The sequence below is a fragment of the Dysgonomonas sp. GY617 genome (assembly GCF_015233815.1).
Taxonomy (GTDB): domain Bacteria; phylum Bacteroidota; class Bacteroidia; order Bacteroidales; family Dysgonomonadaceae; genus Dysgonomonas_A.
Genome location: NZ_JADCLR010000001.1, coordinates 855645 through 878382 on the forward strand (window position 1 = coordinate 855645; position 22738 = coordinate 878382).

Consider the following 22738-nt stretch of genomic DNA (forward strand, 5'->3'; position numbering starts at 1 on the left):
TCGATAAATTATATTGTGGAGGAAAAAGAGACTTATTCGTGGTGGAAACATGGTGTTTTCTACCATATATATCCTAAGAGTTTTAAAGACTCGAATGGAGATGGTGTAGGGGATATACCGGGTATTATTGAAAAACTGGATTATCTGGTAGACTTGGGAATAGATGCTATCTGGCTATCGCCCGTTTATAAATCGCCGATGGTAGATTTTGGGTACGATATTTCGGGATATAGGAAGATAGACCCTCTTTTCGGTTCTATGGAAGATCTAAAAGAACTGATCGCCCAAGTACATTCTAGAGGCATGAAGCTGGTAATGGATTTGGTTATGAACCACACTTCTGATCAGCATCCTTGGTTTGTCGAATCTCGATCATCAATCGACAATCCCAAGCGAGATTGGTATATATGGCGTGAGCCTAAGAACGGAAAAATTCCGAATAATTGGATAACAAACTTCGGTTCAGCAGCGTGGACTTATGATAAGCATACAAAGCAATATTATTATCATTCCTTTTTCAAGGAACAGCCCGATCTGAATTGGAGAAACGAGGATATGAAACGTTCGTTTTTCGAAAAAATACAGTTTTGGCTCAATCTGGGCATAGATGGCTTTCGGCTTGATGTTATCAATCTGCTGATTAAAGAGAAAACTTTCAGGAACAGTCCTCTGCTTAGCAATTGGTTTTCGAATGGGAAAGTACTCAATAGAAATCAACCGAGGACATTTAAAATATTGCAGGAGTTTAGAGCTCTTCTTGATACTTCCGATAATAAGATGAGTATTGGTGAGATATATGTTTTGCCACCCGGTGATACAAATCTGGTAGCTCAATTCTTAGGTAAAGGAGATGATATGCTACATATGGCATTCGATTTTTCACTCATCTTTTGCTCATGGAATGCTTGCAAATATCACGAAGCCATTACAAAATGGTATGGTGCTATACCTCCCGAAAGTTGGCCTTGTTTTGTATTATCAAATCACGATCTTGGGCGTTTTGTTAAGCGATATAGTTTGGGTATACACAAATATGCCAAAGCTAAACTATTGGCAACTCTTCTACTTACGCTCAGAGGTACTCCATTTATTTATTATGGAGATGAAATAGGCATGGAGAATAGTCGTATATCGAAGAAAGATATAAAAGACCCTTATGGCAAGAAATTCTGGCCTTTCTATACCGGTAGAGATAAAGCTCGCACACCTATGCAATGGAATAGTGATGAAAATGGTGGTTTTAGTAACACTACTCCATGGCTTCCTGTAAGTGAATCATATAAAAGCCTAAATGTAGAGGATCAGTTAAAAGATGAAGATTCGATGCTTAACTTTTACAGACAACTAATAAAAGTACGTAAAGAATATCCTTCATTGTCAATGGGAAATTGGCATAGCATAATTGATGGGGTAGGAGGTGTATTGGCCTATGAGAGGCGTTACGAAAAAGAAGAGATATTGATAGTTTTAAACTTTTCGTATAGAAGAAAAAGTTTCTCATATCAAAAACTTAAATCGTCTTTTGTTCTTGTTTCGACTCACAGACAATACAATACAATGATAGAAACCCACGAAATAACGTTACAGGCTTATGAGGCTACAGTATTGAAGCTATTTTCTTAATTTCGATTTAAAGGTTTATGAAAAGCTTAATTCAGAGATGAGAATGGCATTATGTATATTGTTTTCTATTTCATTATATTATATACAACAATGCAGGTATCTTGAAATACCTGCATTGTTTAAATAGAAGTTAGAAATTCGTTTTGTACTTTTTTACTCCTTCTATGAGTTTTGAAAAGGATTTATCCCTTTTACGTTTTTCATGTTCCGAAGTACAAAAGTGCCATGCTTCCCGCCGAAGTTTCAGATAGCTCTCATAAACTTTATGGTCTAATATACCACTATTTACTGCTTCTAAAACGGCACATCCGGGTTCGTTGATATGTTCACAATCCTTGAAGCGACACGATTCCTCATAGTCAGAAATCTCTAACATTTCGGTAAGAGAATCGGGATCATCGATAGCCAATCCAAATTCCCGAATACCCGGAGTGTCGATCAAAACACCTGAGTCGTCCATCAATACCATTTCCCTGCGAGTCGAAGTATGTCGCCCTTTTCCTGTGGATAGGCTTATATCAGACGTGAGCAATACTGAATTTTCGCAAAGGGTATTTACCAGAGAACTTTTCCCTACCCCCGAGGAACCTACAAACACCACAGTTTCACCTTCCGATATAGATTCCCGCAATTGGTGAATTGTTTGAGGTTGATGAATACTTGTGAAAAATACAGGCATTTGATGAGCAATGTGTTTAATATGCTCTTCAATTTTCTGTTTCTCAAAACCTAAATCAGCTTTATTGAGTACCAAGATAGGTTTGATTTTCTCCTCTAATATCTGAACCATGAAACGCTCAGCTCTACGAACATTGAAATTATCGTCAAGGCTTTGTACAATAAAAGCCTTATCAACATAAGAAGCGATGGCTTGTTTGTCAGCAATTGTTCCGCTTTTTTTGCGATACAATATTCGTTCTCGGGGCAGCATATCAACTATAACTCCTTTATTCTCATCGAATAGTTGAAAAATAACCCAATCACCCACACAAGGTAATTCAAAGTCTGATTTTCCGAACATCATATTTCCTGTTAGTTCGCATTGAAGCATTCCGTTTTCTGAAATAACTTCATAACAAGTGCGGTGTACGATAGTGACTCGCCCATGGAACAATGCTTTATGTGCTGAATCTTGTTTTAGTTGGTTTAATTTATTATTCCAGCCGTAAGTATATAAATGAATCATTGTCCTATCTTTTTTGCGATGAAAAATACATAACCGTAGAATTCTTTATACTTGTGGTATATTTCTTCATCATAGTGTTGAAATGCTACGAATTCTTTGGCAATTTTACTTCCTGCATATTTATCAAGAAACAATTCTTGTGCTCTAATTAATGGAGCAAAGTAATGTTCTGTCCAGCAGTTTTCCGGAAGAATAAAAGTCGTAACGGGAATATACCCTGCCTTCTGTATTTGGGCAACTTTATATGGAATGGTATCCATTTCCGGAAATTTTTTCATACAGTAGTTTTCAATTTCAGCCGGACGTTTTTCGGTAAACCACGAGATATCAGAAACGGCAATATATCCTCCTGTTTTCAGAAACTTACACCACTCGTTCAACCCTCGTTCGAAACCGATATTATAAATTGCTCCTTCTGACCAGATCAGGTCTAACTCCTCATTCTGAAAAGGTAGATTATCCATTGAACCAACAATACCTTTTACTCTATCCTGAAGATTCAGTTCTTTGACATTCTCGTTGAATATATCTAAAAACTTAGGAAACAAGTCTAGTCCCGTAATTTTTCCCTCAACATGCTCGGCAAGCGTCATTGTCTGCCCACCTGTTCCACACCCGATGTCGGCAATAAGGGATTTATCGGTAAGATTATCTATAAAGCTCAATGCTTTAAGGGTTACTTCGGGACTTCCCGGTCCTTGTCGTTTTGTAGTTGAAAAAAAATCGCAGATGAAATTAAAATCGAATTTGTGAATTAATTTATTTTCGTTACTCATTTCATTATTTGTATATAGCATACATGCAAAAGCATAACAATGCTTTCGTCATCGTACGCAGGTATAAACTAAAATTATAATAATATAGAAATTTCTCTCGAAAAGGTTTATCCGAGAGTAAACGAAGGGACAATCTGTATTAGAACTACAGATTGTTTAATACACCAAATCCGCTTTATGTAGAGTTTTAGTCATCCAGCAAAGGTATAATTATTTTTTTAGAGTGCTTTCTCTTTATAAAATTATCCTCAATTTAAAAGAAGAATTATGTATTATTGAAAATGGAATAACTATGAAGTCAACTTTTAGAAGCCTTTTCTATTTAAAGGAAAGATCAAGTAAGAAGAGACGGGCCAATACCGGTTATGGTTAAGATTAGAGAAAACGGAGAATGAATCCAATTTAGTAATGAAGCTTATATTGTTCCTTTTATTTGAAAGTCTAAATAAGGAAGAACTATCAAAAGTACCATCAAAGTTCAAGATATTAACATAGCAGTGGACCGTTTTGCGGCGAGCTCTCCGTTTATATTAAACAAATAAGTAAGAATTATGGGCATGTTCATAAATTTTGATGAAACATGTAAATATAGTAATGGTCTTAGATGAAGACTATATAATTTCGTTGTCAATGAAGTTTGTTTTACAATTCAGATGCTTAAATATATCTATGCGTTTTATAAAGCGTTTTATAAAAAACGGAATAATTATGAATCAAAAAAGATGTTAATGTAAATGTGTAAAAATTACTTACGCACCTATTCATAGAATAAATTATTTGTCGATTTCTATTTACTAAATCCAATACATATGATAGATTTGATAACAGGTGTCAAGATTCAAATTAGTTATGAAAAGCATGTATTCTAGTATTTTATAAATTTTACGATGTGAAATTTATATTTAAATTCTCACCACTTTATCCACTACAGATTCAAAATCTGTCAGGTGAGTAGCCATTAAAATTGTAGTTTCTGGATGTTGATGTTTGATATTTTGAAAAATAGTAATCGCATTTTCGGAACTGATACCTGCTGTGGGCTCATCCACGACTAACAGTTGTGGTTTTTTTAGTAGTGCTTGAGCTAGCAAGAGCTTTTTTCTCTGTCCACCGCTTAATGTCTCTCCGTTTTCACCTAACCAGCTTCCTAAACCATCTGGAAGAGATAAACGCCAGCTTGCCAAATCAACCGTTTCTAAGGCTTGTTCAATGGCTTCGTCAGTATAACCCTCGAAGTTTTCACGCAATGTTCCGGTAAGGAGATAAGCTTTTTGAGTAACGTAAACACATTCAGGAATAGGTAAATGAGATAATTTGGTGTTGTGGTTCCAAATCAACGAGCCACTTCCTCGATATTCAGGATAAAAAAGACTATTCAGCAGTGTGGTTTTGCCTTTTCCTGTTTCGCCGAAGAGTGCGATCCATTCTCCTCTTTTTATTTCTAAAGATACTTCGCTGGTACGTACTGATGTTTCGGGGATTTTTGCACTTAGATTCTTTATACTCAAATTTTCTAAAGAAGAATGCACTTGGACTATCTCAATAGGTTGCTCACCTTGTTTAATAATCGTATCAAGATCTTTAATCTGATGTGCTACCGAACTTTTTTCCGATTTTCCAGAAAAAAGCATTTCTGACAATTCGGCTTGAGCCATGATACCAAAGAAAATTCCAATTGCCATCGGTGCACTGATTCCGTAATTTCCAGAATCCCAAAGTAAAAAAGCAGCAATATAACTAAATCCGAGTCCGGCAATAAGTTGTAGCCAAAATGAATTGGTTTGCAATTTATTTTCTAATTGCTCGAGTTGTAATAATTTTTGCTCGTATTGTATAATGGCTTTTTCTTCGAGATTGTATTTTGATATTTCTATTCGACCTCTGAAACTTTGGATGAGTGCCTGATTATTCTCTTCGCGGTGCGTTTTCAGTTCTTCGTAGAGTTTTCTATTTTTCAAGAAAATTAATTGGGGAATAAAAAATAGCAGGATAGCAGATGAAATCAAAAATTCTAGAGCTATCACCTTCGAAAATACTAAAAGAAAGAAAAAGTAGATACTGAGTGAAATTATCAGTGTACTAAATGGTAAAAGCCACAAAAGAATGTGATTCAATATTTGGTCAATGCCATGTGTGCTATTTTCGAGCAAAGATGAGTTGTTGTTGGCTTGCTTTTTGAAATAGGGAAACTTGGATACCGATTGAAATATTTTCAATTGTAAACCTTGCTGAGTTTCGAGCGTTGTTTTGTGGTTTTCCAATCGTTCGAAATATCTGGTTACTGTACGCAATAGTGCCAGCAAACGGATAATTGCGGATGGAATTAAATATGAAAATGTAATGCTTGCTGTAACGAATACTACGCTACACATTGCCAAAAACCATCCCGAAATAGCAGGAAGAGCAATGAATGCTACTGTCCATAGTAGCAATAGAAAAAAGCCTCTCAGCCATTTACCTGTTAAAGGCTTTACTATATGTTGTATTATAAATTTATTCATGATTCATTTGTTCCCCCCAGTTTAAATTTACGATTGTATCTGCAACGGTATCGAACATTTTCTCATGTGAGGCGATAATAACCAGTCTGTTTTCTGCCAATTTCATAATTTGTGGGAGAATAATCCCGACGGTTCCAGCATCTAGATTAGCCGTAGGTTCGTCTAAAATGGCTATCGGTCTCGGATGCAACATCATGCGTGCAAGTGTAACTAATTGTTTTTCGCCACCTGAAAGTTGCTTACCGTTGTGGCTCAACTCAGCCATCCAGCCTTGTTCCTTTTTGGCAAGTATTTTATCCAGAAATTCAGGGTATTGATCATGTTTATCTGCCTCTTTCTCGAGGAAAACATTGTATTGCAATGTTCCATCGAAGATGAAAGGGAACTGATTCATATATGATGAGTTTGCTTTCAGCCATTGGTGTGACCACGCAGTGTCTTTTCCGTTTATCGAAACTTTACCGTCTTGTGGAAACAAGCTTCCGGTAATGATTTTCAGCAAGGTCGATTTTCCTGAACCCGAAATGCCTTTCACCAGCACCAATCCTTTTGTAGGCAATTGCAGATTGATATTGTGTAAAACTTTTACGGGCGAATCGGGATAGGCAAAGTTCAAGCTATTGATCTCAATAGAACTAAGCACTTCGTTTGTATCGATCAGAGATGTATCAATATTTTCTTCGTTCAGTATTGGCATTATTAATTTGGCAGATGCCAAGGCTCTGTTTCGATCATGATAGGCACTCACAAACTTCCGTAAATAAAAGAAAAAGTACGGAGAAATAGTAAGTAAAAAGAGTGCTGTACGAAAATCGTAGCTTTTCCCGTAATTGGGACCTGTCATAATTCCAAGTAAGCTCATCCCTAAATAAATAGCAATGGCTGCAATGCAAATTGTAACAAAAAGCTCAAGTACTGCCGAAGACAGAATGGCAACTTGCATCACGTTGGTAGTTGCTTTGTTTAGTGCCTTACTCTTTTCTGACAAAAAACGGTATTGTGGTTTAAAATTGTCAAGATTGACTATTTCTGCGATAGTTTGGAGGCGATTGTAGAAAACTGCCGAGTATTTCACGAAAAGGTTGATATGCTTTTTGTGAAGCGCTTCGGCGCCTATGCCAATGACGATCATTTGAAAAGGAATAACCAATAATGAAAACAACAGTAACATTCCAACCCACTTCTCAATCCAAAAACTTACTACCAATAACAATCCGCTAACTAAAAACGAAGCCATGGAATATGGTATAAAAAAAGCAAAATAGGGTTTTAGGTCATCGCTTACTCGAGTAACGAAGAGAGTACTCGATACAGAGTCTAATTTGCTATTGTTAAGCAATATTGGATAAAGTTTCTTTTTAATTTTAGAAACAATGATATTTCCTGCTTTGTAGTTGAATAGCGACGCAAAATGGGCAAGAATGTATCTGCCCGTAAGAAATACCGCTGCATACAGTAATACATTAGGCAAAATCAATCCGTTGTTGAGCCACGAGGCAGCGAATTCAGATAAGTACCAGCAAAAAACAACAAAACACCCCGCGCTTAAAATAGTAAAGACCGAAGCTGAGATATATGCACCTTTTGCTTTAGCTAACTTTTTATTCAGCCATCGAGAAGCGCTTTCTTGATTTGAACTCATTAATTCTATGTAATTTTAATTTCTATTGTATTCTGCTAGATTGCCAATGTAATTGTTTATGTAAAGATATAATCATTTTTGCGATTGTATCTTTGTTTATTTCACTATTTGTAGTGATTTTATATGTCGAATAAGCTATAGAAGTGCTTCTCGATAGGTAATCCCAACTCAAATTTATAAATTTTGCGGCATTTCATAGAGTAATGAATGATAGAATTATTCTATTTCTTCTTTAGGAATAGGATTATTGGTATTCTTAGCTTCAGTAATTAATTATTTATTGCTACATAATATAGTTTGGTGAAGGCTTATAGATTATGTGGTATTTTCAAGATTCCATTTTTCTTAATATATTTAAGAAAAAATATTCTGGCTGACTAGCGTTTTCTTTGAAAATTGAAGTGTGAAAAAGATTATTATCCAGCAGATAATATCATAACGACGATAAAATATAATTTTCACAAAAGATGGTTATTGAGATAATAACTGTATAATAGCATGTGTATGTGTAAAATGAAATTCAGCAAGGGTGTGGCAACCCTATAACCTTAACAATAAGAGAAGATGAAACGGATAAAAACGATAAGTCTTTTGAGTCTTTAATACTAATAAATGGAATGAAAACACTGATTAAGATTGTCTTCGTATTATTAATCTCAATAATCACAAGACAAAGTTCTTATGGAGGAGATGTTTATTTTAAGCACTTATCTATAATGGATGGATTGTCACAACCATCAGCCATTTCTATATGGCAAGACAGACTCGGAAATATGTGGTTTGGAAACAATGTCCTTAACAGATATAACGGTAATGGCACTAAAATTTTTCAAGTATCTAATTTTATTGATAATATTCAAGATACCAATATCAAGCAAATTTGTGGTGATTCCAAAACAGTAATGTATGCTTTGGTAAATAACCAACTTATCAGCTACGATTATTTTGCTGATAAGTTTAAGGATATGAATATTGAAGCCAACTGCATTTATATCTTGAATGATATTTTGTACTATGCTTGGGGAAATACAGTCTTTGTATATGATGCTGAGCATAATAAGTCTTTTAAGTTGATAGAATTGCCCACAGAAATAAAATGTTTCCTATTTTCAGATGATTTAAATTATTGGGTTGCAACAAGTGATGGCATATATAAGGTAACCAAAGAAAATCAAGAGAAAGTACTCTCGGATAATAGTATTGCATGTCTGTTTAGAGATTCCAACAATAATATCTGGGTCGGAACCAGAGATAATGGAGTATGGGTTATAAAACCAGAAGGAGATGTTATGGATTTAAGAACTCAACTGCCGGATTCTACGAATAAGAGTTTTCCATTAAATCATATCCGTACTATTAATGAGGATAATAAGAATAATATATGGATTGGTACATACAATGGAGTTATTGTATTTTCGCCTCTTAACCGATCGGCATACCTTCTAAATCATAATGAAGTTAAACCTTATTCATTGAGAAATAACTCGGTCTACTCTATATACAAAGACAAACAAGGCACTATGTGGGTGGGTACGTATTATGGAGGAGTGAGCTATTTTAATCCGGATATAGAACTATACACTTATTATAGTACAAGTAAGATAGATAAAGGAATGCTCAGTGGACTTATTATCGGAGAGATGACAGAAGATAATGAAGGGAACTTATTTATAGCCTCTGAGGATGGTGGACTTAATATTTTGAATCGACGCAGTCAAAGCATCAAAAGATATGATACCGAAAATAGTTTGATGCCTCATAATACTCTCAAATCTTTATGGTACGACTTGCAAAAAAATAAATTATATGTAGGAACTTTTACCGAAGGACTTGTAGTATATGATAGTAATAATCACCAGATAAAAAGGTTAGGTCAGGATTTTTTTAAAACAATCGGGCAAAGAATCATTACTCAGATAATACCTTATAAAGAGTATCTTTTAATATCTACACAAAGCGGTATTTATAAATTAAATCGGAATACTGAGGAATTTTCTGATTTTAGTAGCGATGATGTATTTTCTACGAATAAGCTCGGTTTTATTCAAACGATGTGTTTAGATGAAGATAATCTCTTATGGCTGTTTTCGTCAGAGAAAGGTTTATTAAGTGTAGATACTAAAACTCATCAGGTAACCCATTTTGATGATATAGAAATGATTCTCAAAAAGAATTCGATTATAAAAATTAAATCAGATGAAAAAGGGAAAGTCTATTTTCTGACAAATGGAGTAGGGGTCTTAGTTTATGATAAAATAACCCGAAAAATTACTTCTTATAAGAAAGAGATGAACGATATATTGTTATCCGATATATGCTATAATCTAGCATTTACACATTCGGGACGGATTATTATAACATCAGATAAAGGTATTACTTTATTATCTCCGGAGGAGAATAAGTCAGTGCATTTGAAAATAGGGGAGATATTCCCTCTTAATATAATGTCTTCAAGTTGTGGGTTATTTGTATCGCCTTCTGATGGTAGGATATTTATTGGAGGTATATCGGGTATGCTTTCTGTTTCGGAAAAAGATATTTTGACTATGACTGAATCGAGCAAACCTTATCGACTTCATTTTTCATCTCTGTCAGTTAATAACGATATTGTGAACTCAATAACCCATCCTAATATCTTAAAGGAAAATATAGCTTATGCAAAAGGTATAACATTAAGCTACGAGCAGAACAACATAAGTATCACTTTTGCTTCCTCGGATTATATACACCCGAATAATACAAAATACGAATATATTTTGGAGGGCTACGATCAGCAATGGACTAAAACAAGAAATAAAATAATCCGCTATACATCGCTCCCTCCCGGTAAATATCATTTGATTGTGAGAGATATAAATGATAAGGCTCAGTCTTTACGAATCGATTTAGTAATAAAACCACCATTTTATGCGTCGGTATGGGCATATATCATTTATACAATCCTCAGTTTATTATTATTAATTTATATAATAAGATCAGCCCAAAGAAATATGATGCTCAGGGCTACACTAAAGATGGAGCATAGAGAAAAAGTACGCATGGAAGAGCTGAATCAGATGAAAACTAATTTTTTCACCAACATATCTCATGAATTCAGAACTCCGCTAACCTTAATATTGAGTCATCTGGATATGGCTTTAATCTCGGAGAATATGACGGCTGCAATAAGAAAGCGGTTGTCTAAGATTAAGAAGCATACCCGAAATATGCAGGATTTAATAAATGAATTGAAAGATCTGCGGAAAAGCGAAGAAGGAGTCTTGACAATACAAATTGTTTATAGAGACGTTTGTTCTTTTGTAGAGGATATTTACTCTTCTTTCAAAGACTACGCACAAATGCGGAATATTAATTATTCGATTGAATATTCTTGTGAAAGGATAGAATTATGGTTCGATCCTTATCTGCTTCAAAAGGTTATATATAATTTGTTATCAAATGCTTTTAAATTTACTGACGATTCGGGTACTATAACATTAATTCTTATTGAAACTAAGACACATATTGAAATTACCGTTAAAGACAACGGTATTGGAATAAGTGGTGGCGATTTAGAGAGAATATTCGAAAGGTTTTATCAAGTAGAGCAAGTTCACGAAATAAAACGTATGGAAGGTATGGGAATAGGATTAGCCCTTTGTAAGAATATAATTGAACTGCATCATGGAGAAATACTGGTGGATAGTAAACCTGCCCTAGGCACATCCTTTACAGTCAGATTACAGCTAGGAGGAGCACATTTTGAAGAATCATTTAAATATTCCAAGAAAAGTAATCGAGATGACATTCCGTTACTGCCATCGGTTGAAATGGAAGATAATAATGAATTTATAGTGGATGGTAACCTGGGTGATAACTCGAAAACAACTATTCTGATAATAGAAGATAATGGAGATCTTCTTCATTTATTGGTTGAAGCATTTTCACCTATATACAAAGTCCTTATAGCTACTAATGGGGAGGAAGGATTGAGCAAAGCCAGAGAACATATGCCTGATATTATATTGACAGATATTATGATACCTCGGTTTTCGGGTTTGGAAATATGTAAGCAATTAAAATCGCATATAGAAACTTCTCATATTCCGATAATCCTAATAACAGCTTTGGCTTCATTAGAGCAAAACATTGAAGGACTCAAACAAGGGGCTGACGATTATATAACTAAGCCGTTTGATCTCGAAATATTATTACTTAAATGCAACAACTTGGTTAGAAGCCGTAAAGCCCTTCAATACAAATTTCGGGACGAACAATCGTTTGAAACAGTTGGATTGGCAACAAATATTCAGGATCAGAAAATCCTAGATAAGTCTATTCTGTATATCGAAGATAATCTGACTAATGAAAATTTTGATATTAGTCAATGGGCTAAAGAATTGCAGATGGGAAGAACTAAGCTGTTCAACAAAATAAAAGGTATAACCGGATTAACTCCTAATGACTTTATTATTAATATAAAGATGAAGAAGGCAGCTTTATTATTAAAGAACAACCCTGATATGACAGTTGCGGAAATTGCCTACCAACTGGGATTTGCTTCTCCGGGATATTTCAGTAAATGCTTTAAAGAAATATATGGCATAACACCAGTCAATTACCGTAACAACTAAAGACTGAATAAAACATATGTTAAATATATGCATGCAATAAAGTATTGATATACTTTGTTGATGTAGAATCCTTATTTATTAAACTCTTCTTCTTTTCGGTGATAATTCCGTTCATAAAATAGCAAAATCGTACGTAAAACGATTCTGCTCTATTCCGTATTGTTTTGTATATTCATTAACAATAACTCCTCTTAATTTTAGTGAAAATTCGTTTTACACTAGAAAATATATATTAACCTAATACGCTTAATTCCATAACGCAATTAACCTTAAATCTATTACTTAAAATTTAATCATTTAACCAAATCTTAAAATTGACAGACTATGAAAGTATTAATAAAACCGATCTGTTTGGCTCTATTTTTCCTAATACCAGGAGTAAATAGATTTCTGTATGCATCAGATTCTGGCTCGAGAGATGCAACAGGCATTACTCAACAACAAAAAAAGTTAACGGGAATTGTGCAGGACGATCAAGGCCCTATTATTGGAGCAAGTGTTTCCGTAAAAGGTGCTACAACTGGTACAGTTACTGATATGGATGGTAAATTTTCATTGGAAGTACCCGATGGAGCTACATTAATTATCCGTTATATCGGATATGTGACACAGGAAGTAAAATACACAGGACAATCAGTGTTGAATATTAACTTAAAAGAAGATTCTCAAACTTTAAGCGAAGTGGTGGTGACAGCTATGGGTATAAAAAAAGAGAAAAGAGCTTTGAGTTATGCAATGAGTGAATTGAAATCAGAAGAAATGCGTACTGTACCAACTCTTAACCTAGGTAGCTCGCTATATGGAAAGGTAGCAGGTATGCGTATTGTTTCTACTGCGGCAGGTCCTACAGGTGGTACCAAAATCCAGATTAGAGGATTAAACTCTATTGCCGGAAATAACCGTCCATTGGTTGTTATAGATGGAGTTCCTATTTCGGATAATGATTCGAATTGGGATGGTCGGGAACGTAATCAGACACAAACCGGATCGGCATTAAATGACATTAATCCGGATGATATTGAGTCGTTGTCGGTATTAAAAGGAGCAAATGCTGCTGCACTTTATGGCTCACGAGCTTCTAATGGAGTAATCTTGATTACTATGAAGAAAGGTAAAGCCGGGAAAAAAGGTCTGGGTGTTGAAGTTGGAATGTCACATACAACTGATAGATTATCTTATTTACCAAAATATCAAAACGTATTCGGACAAGGTACGAAAGGTTACTTTGATATAGATGCTGCCACCGGTCAACCCAAACCGGAGTATAGCACATACCGTAGTTTTGGACCTCGTATGGATGGTACTCCCGTACTTTGGTGGGATGGACAAGTGCGTCCTTTCTCGCCTCAGCCTGATAATTATAAGGATCTGTTTCAGAATGGGTATACAAATAATAATAATATATCTGTTTCGAGCGCTTCAGAGAATACAACACTTAGGGTATCTTATGCCAATATGAATTATGAAGGTTTCTTAGAGAATATGAAACAAGAAAGACATAATTTCAATATTGCAGGTACTGCTAAGCTGTCAGAAAGAATATCTCTGGATGCAAATGTTTCTTATAGTCGTATAAAAACAACAAATGCACCAACACGTATCGATAGAATTTCTAATTTTCCTATACCCAGAAGTGAGATAGCTCAACTTTACAAGGATCATTATAAAAATGCTAATGGATATTACCTCACAAACGAGATTAATAATATTGCATCGTCAAATAAAGACAACATTTTAAATTATTTACTGTGGCAACAAAACGAAAACCGCTATGTCACTAGTCGAGATCGTATAGTAGGAACAATTGCTGCTAATATAAAAATAATAGACCCTCTCAATTTGAGGCTTACCGTCGGTACCGACAGGATAAGAGATTTGAAAGAAGACAAAGAAATGTTTAAGAAATATTCTGATCCTGCTGATATGAATACCTTAGAAGGTCTTTATCGTAAGACGAATGAAGATTATACGAAGAAATTTTTCGAAGCTCTTTTAACCTTTAATAAAACATTAAATGACGATTTCGACTTGTCTTTGACTGGTGGTGCATCAGCCGAATATATAGACGAAAGTCAGAATAAATGGGAGTCTAATGGGTTGAAAATAAATGGAATGTTTTCAAGTAGAAATAATAAATTATCACCCAATTCGAGTACATACTCAGGATTTGGATATAATAGAAGCGAATACTTAAGTGGTGCGTATGGTTCGGGGCAGTTAGCATATAAACGCTATTTGTATCTAGATGTTACAGGGCGGAATGACTGGACTTCACGATTACCAAAGGGCGCTAGAAGTTATTTCTATCCATCAGTCGGACTAGGATTTGTTTTCTCCGATGCTTTGAAAATGCCGGCATGGCTTACATTCGGAAAATTAAGAGCCTCATATGCTATTGTAGGTAACTCTACACCAAGTATATATTTTGCAAATAGTGTGTATAATCTCGAAACTTACGATGATCGTCTTATAACTAATACATTTGGCTCTGAAGTACCTCCCGTATCAATCAAACCCGAAAAAACATATGCTTGGGAATTTGGTTTAGACTTAAGAGCGCTAGATAATAGAATCGGTATTGATATTGCTTACTTCAATAACGAAACACGGAATCAGATTCTATCGATAGATATACCTGTATCAGCCGGAGCTAGAAAAATGAAAACAAATGCAGGAACGATTTCTAATGAAGGTGTAGAAATACAACTAAAAGGTACTCCTATACAAACAAAAGATTTTAGCTGGGATGCGACAATTAATTTCAGTTATACCAAGAATAAATTAAAATCGTTTGTTCCGGGGCTCGATGTATATAATATCGGAAGTCCATGGAGTGCGGCTAACTTTATTGCACAACCAGGAAATGCAGCATATACTGTAATGATAAAAAAATGGAAAAGAGATAACCTTGGCAATAAAATAGTTAATGCTAATGGTGCATACGTTCAAGAAAGTGATTACACCTATGCAGGGGAGGCCATGCCTAAATTCACCGGAGGATTTAATACTAGCATTCGTTATAAAGACTTCTTATTAGTAGCCAATCTTGATGCACAATTTGGAGGTAAAATACTATCATTTACGAATAACTATCTTAAATCGAGTGGAGCCGGAACAGGCTCTTTATTCGGACGAGATGAAGAATATGGAGGATTGGCATATTATATCAATAACTCAAAACAAAAGATTGCATTAGATAGTCATTCGGCAAACGCGCCGGGTACTTCTTTCGATGGACGTGTTTATCATGATGGTATAATAGCAGAAGGTGTAAAAGCTGATGGTACAGCTAATGATATAATTGTATCAGCCGAAAGCTACTATAACTCTCGTTATAATATTGCCGGATCAGAAGATAATCTGTATGACAATACATATATAAAATTCCGTGAATTGTCAATCTCATATCAGGTTCCAGCCAAGATTTATTCAAAGGCTCGCCTTCAGGGGTTGAGTTTGTCTCTTATAGGAAGTAATTTATTTTATATATATAAGAGAGTGCCCAATATAGATCCGGAAGCTACTTTGGGAACCTCTGGTACTAATCAGTTTGTAGAATATACGGCTTATCCGTCTATGAGAAGTTTCGGGTTCTCTATAAAAACAAGATTCTAAAAAGAAAGATGCACTTATAAAGAAGAAAAAATATGAAACGAATATTATTATATACAACGATTCTATGTTCTGTGATGTTTTCGTCTTGTGAATCGGAACTAGATAGTAGGCACTATGATCCTGATGGATTTACAGATGCTAAAATTGAATACCTGTATTCGAGAGGTCTTGTCAGAACTATTGAGAATGATTACGGAGATTATTGGAATTATGTATTTCGTTTATTTGGCACTTACACTCAGACTCTATCGAGAGAGGCAGGAAGCAGTCGGGTAAATGTATATACCATACAATCGGATAACGGACGTTGGGAAAATTATTATGTAAAGAGAATGCAGGAGTTGGTAGAAATGGATAAGATATATAATTATAGATTATCGGATTCCGAGAAGCTAAGCTATACACCGTTTATGGAAACTGCCAAAATACTGAAAGCTTATAACACAGCCCTTGCAACTGATTATTTTGGAGCCATGCCTTATTCCGAAGCATGGGGTGCAAGAAATGCTGTATACGGGCAGCCTATAAACTTAACGCCAAAGTATGATTCGCAGAAAGATATATATTATGCAATACTAGCCGATTTAGAGTCTGCTGCCAATTATCTGAAACAAGCATCATTAGATGCTAATAATGTATTGCATATATCCTTCAAAACACAGGATATAATGTACGGAGGAGATTTACAGAAATGGTATAAATTTGCAAACTCATTGCGTCTTCGTTATGCTATGCGGATTTCGGAAGTAGATTCGGAAAAAACACAAGAGGTTTTGAGAAATTTATCTATGAATGATCTTATCCTGTCGAATAGTGATAATGCTTATACATATTCTAAAAATACGACTAATACCGGTATTTGGAGAGCTCTTGTTGAAAGTCAGGATAAAGATAACGGTTATGCTTTTGCACCCGAACTAATGACCGGATTATTGAAAGAAGCGAAAGATCCTAGACTTGTAGTTCTTTTTCAACCCGCTAGTAATGAATTGGGTATTATTTATGATAAAACGAAAGAAATCATAGCTTATCCTTCTTCAGCCAGCGGTGCTTTAGATATAATGAATACAACTACGGCTGTTGAAAGAAGACAAACTTATGGAGTTGTAAATACTGTTACTTTCAGAAACAATTATAACTTACCATATGGTGTTGGTATAACAGCTGCAGATGTATATCTATTATTGGCTGAAGCTAAATATCGGAATCTGATTTCATGGGGAAGTAGTACTGAGGAGTTATATAATACAGGAGTTATTTTATCAGTACAAGAATATTATAACTATTATAAAAACAGTACTGCTACAAATCTGAAAGATGCAGGTATAGCTGCTACCAATGTTTCGGACGCTACTCTGAAAACATGGTTAACCGGTTCGTCCTTTAAGTTCAATAGGAATAAAGCATTAGAGCAAATAGCCACTCAAAAATGGATAAATTTTGGTATCTTGGAACCTTTTGAATGTTGGGCAGAATATCGTCGTACAGACTTGCCTATCCTTATTGATGATATAGAAAGCGGAACTTTATTGAATAAAGGGAATGCTCCGGTACGATTCTTATATCCGGCAAATGAGGCTTCGATGAATTCGGAAAATTTCCAAACCGTAGTCGATCAGAACTATACTAATAAAAGAGTATGGTGGGATGTAAAGTGAAAAATGAATAACTAAATAGAGTAGGGCACAGTGAGTTGAGTATCTAGAAAACAATAGCTTGTGCCTTACTTATTTACTTGAATATAATATACAATGGTAAATAATTTGAAAGTAAAACTACTGTTAACAGCTCTTATTTCATCAGGTTTAGTGTGTGGTCAATCAAACACTCTTTACAAAAAGGGGTGGATTGATTTCAACAAAAATGGTAAAATGGATGTATATGAGAATCCAAATGCCTCGATTAGCGAGAGAACCGAAGATCTTTTAAGGCAAATGTCGATGGACGAAAAAACAGCTCAGATGGCAACCCTTTACGGATCGGGCAGAGTATTAAAAGATGCTTTGCCTACGCCTGAATGGAAATCTGAGATATGGAAAGATGGAATAGGGAACATCGACGAACAGCACAATGGTTTAGGTAGCTTTAAAGCGCAATACGCGTTTCCGTTCTCAACACATGTAGATGCCATAAATACTGTTCAGCGTTGGTTTGTAGAAGATACTCGTCTGGGTATTCCCGTAGATTTTACCAATGAAGGTATTCGTGGGCTATGCCATTATCAGGCGACGCTTTTCCCCGCACAGAGCGGGCAAGGAGCAACATGGAATAAGGATCTTATAAGTAAAATAGCTGAAGTAACAGCCGTAGAAGCAAAAGCCTTAGGCTATACAAATATATATTCGCCCATCTTGGATATAGCTCAGGATCCTCGTTGGGGAAGAGTTGTGGAATGTTACGGAGAAGATCCATATCTGGTGAGTCAATTAGGAAAGAGAATGATAACCGGACTTCAAAGTCACGGATTGGTAGCTACACCCAAACATTTTGCTGTTTATAGTATACCCGTAGGTGGACGCGATGAAGAAACCCGAACCGACCCACATGTAGCTCCGCGTGAAATGAGAACTTTGTTTCTTGAACCTTTCAGAGTTGCATTTCAGGAAGCAGGAGCATTAGGTGTTATGAGTTCATACAACGACTATGATGGAATACCCATCACCGGGAACTATCATTTTTTGACTGAAATACTCCGTCAGGAATGGGGGTTCAAAGGATATGTAGTTTCGGATAGCGAGGCTGTGGAATACCTTTACAGCAAACATAAAGTATCTAAAGATGCAGTGGATGCAGCTGCAGAGGTTGTAAATGCAGGATTGAATATACGTACAAACTTTACTCCTCCCGAAGATTTTATATTACCCCTACGAGAAGCAGTTAAGCAAGGAAAAGTATCTCAACAAACCATAGATTCCAGAGTAAGAGATATACTTCGGGTTAAATTTATGCTGGGATTATTTGACAACCCTTATACAGGAGATAAAAAAGTAGCAGACAAAATCGTAGCTTCTGCCGAACACAAACAAGTTTCTCTTGAAGCTGCCCGACAATCGGTCGTCCTTCTGAAAAATGAGAACAGCATACTGCCTTTAAGTAAAAATATAAAAAAGATAGCTCTGATAGGACCTAATGCTGACGAACGTAAAGATTTTATTTGTCGCTATGGGCCAGCTAATCCTACTATAATAACAGTAAAAGAAGGATTGGAGGCTTTGCTTCCAAATACAGAGGTAGTTTATGAAAAAGGATGTGATATAATTGACAAGAATTTCCCCGAAAGTGAAATCATTAAAGAACCTATATCTCAGGAAGATCAAGAAATGATAGACAAGGCTGTAAAAGCAGCACAAGAATCGGATGTTGCAATTGTAGTTTTGGGAGGATCGGAAAAAACAGTCAGAGAATATTATTCTCGTTCAAATCTCGATTTAGCAGGACATCAGGAAGCTTTACTTAAAGCTGTTTATGCTACAGAAAAGCCTGTGATATTATTATTGATTGATGGTCGTGCCGTATCAATCAATTGGGCAAACAAATATATTCCCGGTATAATACAAGCTTCTTTTCCCGGAGAATTTACAGGGACAGCTTTGGCTGAGGTTCTTTTTGGAGATTATAATCCTGGAGGAAAATTAGCAGTTACTTATCCTAAGTCTGTGGGGCAAATACCATTTGCATTCCCATTCAAGCCCGGTTCTGACACAAATGGTCCCGTACGTGTATCAGGTGCATTGTATCCATTTGGTTATGGGCTTAGTTATACTACTTTTGAATATTCTGATTTAAGAGTATCACCCACTAAAACGGGACTTCTGTCGAATGTGGAAGTTTCTGTGAAAGTTACGAATACAGGAAAAGTTAAGGGTGACGAAGTGGTGCAACTTTATCTGAATGATGAGGTAAGTAGTGTTACTACATACACACAAGTATTAAGAGGGTTTGAGCGTATCAGCTTAAAGCCGGGAGAAACCCAAGAGGTGAAATTTACTCTTACTCCTCAGGATTTAGGTTTATGGAATAAACACAACGAATTTGTAGTGGAACCCGGATTCTTTGAGGTAAGAATTGGTGCATCTTCTCAAGATATTAAATTGAAAGAACGTTTCGAAATTGCCGCACTATAAGAATTCGAGAGTATGCTTCCATCATGAAGGTAATATAAAAATCATTATCAGGATGGTATTTTAGAAAACTAAAAAAAGCGGCTGGCAAATTTGTCAGCCGCTTTTCAGTTTGGAAACATTTAGCGACCAGTTACTTGTAAGTATTCAAGTCGTTTCTTTTGATATGAAGAGTATGAATCTACATATTTGTCTCTGCTCTGCTGTAAAAGAGTTTATGCATCAAGCAAGTCGGTAAAAGAAACCATTCAATTATTATAATCATGATTTGCGTTTTTTATCAAATCTGTAGACCTTATTGCTTTCTTTATATTATATTGGTATGTTAAACATGCTAGAATAAAATACACACCACATTGTATCCATAGAGTGATATATTCTGTTTGTATATCAGCTAGAGATGCACCCATGCAATTTAATTTCACAAAGGCAAGTGTACCGGGAGCAGCAGGTATAACATAATGAGCGGCTTGCCAGTACCATGGCATTAATTCCAGAGGATAGGAAATACCTGATAGAAAAACTAAACCAACCGAAAAGAAGGCAATCATCAATATAGGAGTTTCTGAATCTGTGAAAAATATAGATGCAGATAATCCTAAAAAGCTGATTGATAATAAATAAGGAGTGAGTAACATAACTATCTCATAAACATTTCCAAGATTCGGTAAATCGAATATTACAGGAAGCAGTCCCAAAAGGAATAAGCAAAAAACTGCATATAGAATACAGTAAACAAATGTTTTACTGATAATAATACGTGATACACGGCTCAGACTTGTTCCTTTTTCTGCAAAGAGACGAATAGAACGGGACTCACGCTCTTTCCCGCTAATCATACCTATTACCATAAATAAAGTTTGAAAAATAATAACCATTAAAACGGGAGGTATCAGATAGTTTCCATAACCTTCAGTATGATTGTAAAGAATAGTCCCGCTTATGGTAATAGGGCTCGATTGTGCGATTTGTTGAACATCATTGGCTGGTAAAAATACAACCATATCAGCACGGTGCCTTCCGTCTAATTCCAACATCGCACCTGATGAGGCTTCTTGTAAAGCTGAATAATAAAGGAATGCTTCGGTAACCCCATATGTGATGAATATAGATTCTTCGCCTAGTTTTACTCTGGTGTCGAAATCTTTAGGTATATATACAATTCCTACAACCTCATTCCTCTTCATCAATTCTTTAGCTGCAATAAAGTCTACTTCGTTACTATGAACTGTTACTTGTGGAGCGGCATCTATCAAGCGAGTGTATTCTCTACTCAAACTACTGTTCGATTTGTCAACTACAACCACAGGTGCATTCCTTATTACATTTGGTTGATACATGTAGTTGTATAGGAGACCATAAATGAAAATTCCACCTATCAATACAAGTAAGATTGAGTAACTTGTTGCAATAGTCCTGAATTCACGACTAATTAGTTCTGCTATGTCTTTTAGATTACTTTTCATATTATTCAATATCTTCATATTTATAACTTAGAATGGCATTTTTTTAATGTGTCAGCATCAATAGCGCTACTAGAGGAAATATAAATAGAGCACTTACATTTTGCCAAGTATAAGCAAATCCATAATTCCCATAGAGTAGGTTTTGATTTATCTCAACAAAGTGTCGAACAGGAAATAGAAAAGAACAATAATAAACTGCCGAATACATAAAAGGTACAGGAAAAGTGATTCCTGAAAGAGTTGCCCCTAATGATCCCACCATTGATACTACACTTATAACGATTCCAATAGCTGGAAATAAAGAGAACAGAAATACACCAAATGCCTGAGTTGCAATAACGAAAATAATTGTAGTTATATTCAAGGGTAAGAAACCGCATGAAAAGGGTATATCCATTACTCCAAACAAAATGTAATTAGCAAAAACGCCTATAATACAGAATATGACTGTATAAGGTAGAAGCTTGCCAACGATAGCCGTAAACATATTCATGTTTGCTGTTTCTAACCATTGTGTTGCGGTTCGGAATTTAATTTCACTACCTACAATATATACTGTAACCAATAGAATGATTACTTGAAAGAGGATAAAGAAGAAAGGGTTTGTCAAATAGATCGAATAATCTAACCCCGAATTATATAATGGATGAGTCTGAGTATTGACAGGAACAAGAAAATTTGTTATTTGATTTTCGCTTATTCCTAATGCCATAGCTTCTGTAACAATTGGCGTCATAGACAGAGGCTCTAAAAGAGATTCAAAAGCTCCATAAATCTCAGTTCCCACACTTAATAAAGCATAGTGATAATAATACGAAAGAGTTGCTTGTCTACCTGCCATCACATCAGCTTCAAAGTTGTTAGGTATAACTAAATACCCATATATTTTTGTTTGTTGTGTTGCTTTTCGTGCTGATTCTATATCTGTGTAATGTTTGGTAACTTTAAAAGTAGGTATAGTTGATACTGTTCGAGAGATATTTCGAGAAGTTGAAGTTTGGTCTAAATCAACAATACCAATCGGAATATTTTCCATCTGTCCTGTACCAAAAATGGTAGCCATAAAGAAGATACAGAACAAGGGTAATACAATACAAATGCCTAAATATAGTTTGCGAGAAGTCATTCGTATTAATTCTCGTTTCAATACTAAGTAAAAAGGACTATTGTTTTTAGAAATCATATCCAGGCTTTT

At 35.4% G+C, this 22738-nt stretch carries 11 protein-coding genes; 5 read left to right on the forward strand and 6 right to left on the reverse strand.

Annotation, left to right across the window (positions count from 1 at the left end; all coding sequences use genetic code 11):
• Positions 1 to 15 precede the first annotated feature (15 nt).
• Positions 16 to 1623 (forward strand): glycoside hydrolase family 13 protein, encoded by a 1608-nt coding sequence (locus tag IR022_RS20215; protein ID WP_194202616.1) that lies wholly within the window; start codon positions 16 to 18, stop codon positions 1621 to 1623.
• 130 nt (positions 1624 to 1753) lie between these two features.
• Here the strand turns inward: IR022_RS20215 and rsgA are convergent, their stop codons facing one another.
• The 4 genes from rsgA to IR022_RS03600 all read right to left on the reverse strand — a co-directional run bounded on the left by rsgA (position 1754) and on the right by IR022_RS03600 (position 7728).
• Positions 1754 to 2809, reverse strand: a complete 1056-nt coding sequence (gene rsgA, locus IR022_RS03585) for a ribosome small subunit-dependent GTPase A (protein WP_194202617.1) — start codon at positions 2807 to 2809, stop codon at positions 1754 to 1756.
• Entirely contained in the window at positions 2806 to 3585 is a 780-nt protein-coding gene (locus IR022_RS03590; RefSeq protein WP_194202618.1) for a class I SAM-dependent methyltransferase, read from the reverse strand. The genes rsgA and IR022_RS03590 overlap by 4 nt, the downstream gene beginning before the upstream one ends.
• A gap of 902 nt (positions 3586 to 4487) precedes the next feature.
• A complete protein-coding gene (locus IR022_RS03595; protein WP_194202619.1) occupies positions 4488 to 6086 on the reverse strand; it encodes an ATP-binding cassette domain-containing protein in 1599 nt (532 codons plus the stop codon).
• Positions 6079 to 7728: an ATP-binding cassette domain-containing protein gene (locus tag IR022_RS03600; RefSeq protein WP_194202620.1), complete on the reverse strand. Its 1650-nt coding sequence runs from the start codon at positions 7726 to 7728 to the stop codon at positions 6079 to 6081. The genes IR022_RS03595 and IR022_RS03600 overlap by 8 nt, the downstream gene beginning before the upstream one ends.
• A gap of 617 nt (positions 7729 to 8345) precedes the next feature.
• Between IR022_RS03600 and IR022_RS03605 the strand changes: the two genes are divergently transcribed.
• From IR022_RS03605 to IR022_RS03620, 4 genes are all read left to right on the forward strand, one after another.
• Complete coding sequence (locus IR022_RS03605) at positions 8346 to 12341, forward strand: hybrid sensor histidine kinase/response regulator transcription factor (RefSeq protein WP_194202621.1); 3996 nt, start codon at positions 8346 to 8348, stop codon at positions 12339 to 12341.
• A gap of 324 nt (positions 12342 to 12665) precedes the next feature.
• The gene (locus IR022_RS03610) at positions 12666 to 15956 is read left to right on the forward strand and encodes a SusC/RagA family TonB-linked outer membrane protein (protein WP_194202622.1); all 3291 of its coding nucleotides are present in this window, start codon (positions 12666 to 12668) and stop codon (positions 15954 to 15956) included.
• Between the two features lie 32 nt (positions 15957 to 15988).
• Positions 15989 to 17614, forward strand: a complete 1626-nt coding sequence (locus IR022_RS03615; RefSeq protein ID WP_194202623.1) for a SusD/RagB family nutrient-binding outer membrane lipoprotein — start codon at positions 15989 to 15991, stop codon at positions 17612 to 17614.
• 93 nt (positions 17615 to 17707) lie between these two features.
• Positions 17708 to 20080 carry a glycoside hydrolase family 3 N-terminal domain-containing protein gene (locus IR022_RS03620; protein ID WP_194202624.1) on the forward strand — a complete coding sequence of 791 codons (2373 nt, stop codon included), beginning with the start codon at positions 17708 to 17710 and terminating at the stop codon, positions 20078 to 20080.
• A gap of 245 nt (positions 20081 to 20325) precedes the next feature.
• Here the strand turns inward: IR022_RS03620 and IR022_RS03625 are convergent, their stop codons facing one another.
• On the reverse strand, positions 20326 to 21561 hold the full coding sequence (locus IR022_RS03625) for an ABC transporter permease (RefSeq protein WP_194202625.1): 1236 nt from the start codon (positions 21559 to 21561) through the stop codon (positions 20326 to 20328).
• A gap of 25 nt (positions 21562 to 21586) precedes the next feature.
• Positions 21587 to 22726 (reverse strand): ABC transporter permease, encoded by a 1140-nt coding sequence (locus tag IR022_RS03630; RefSeq protein WP_194202626.1) that lies wholly within the window; start codon positions 22724 to 22726, stop codon positions 21587 to 21589.
• Positions 22727 to 22738: the final 12 nt, after the last annotated feature.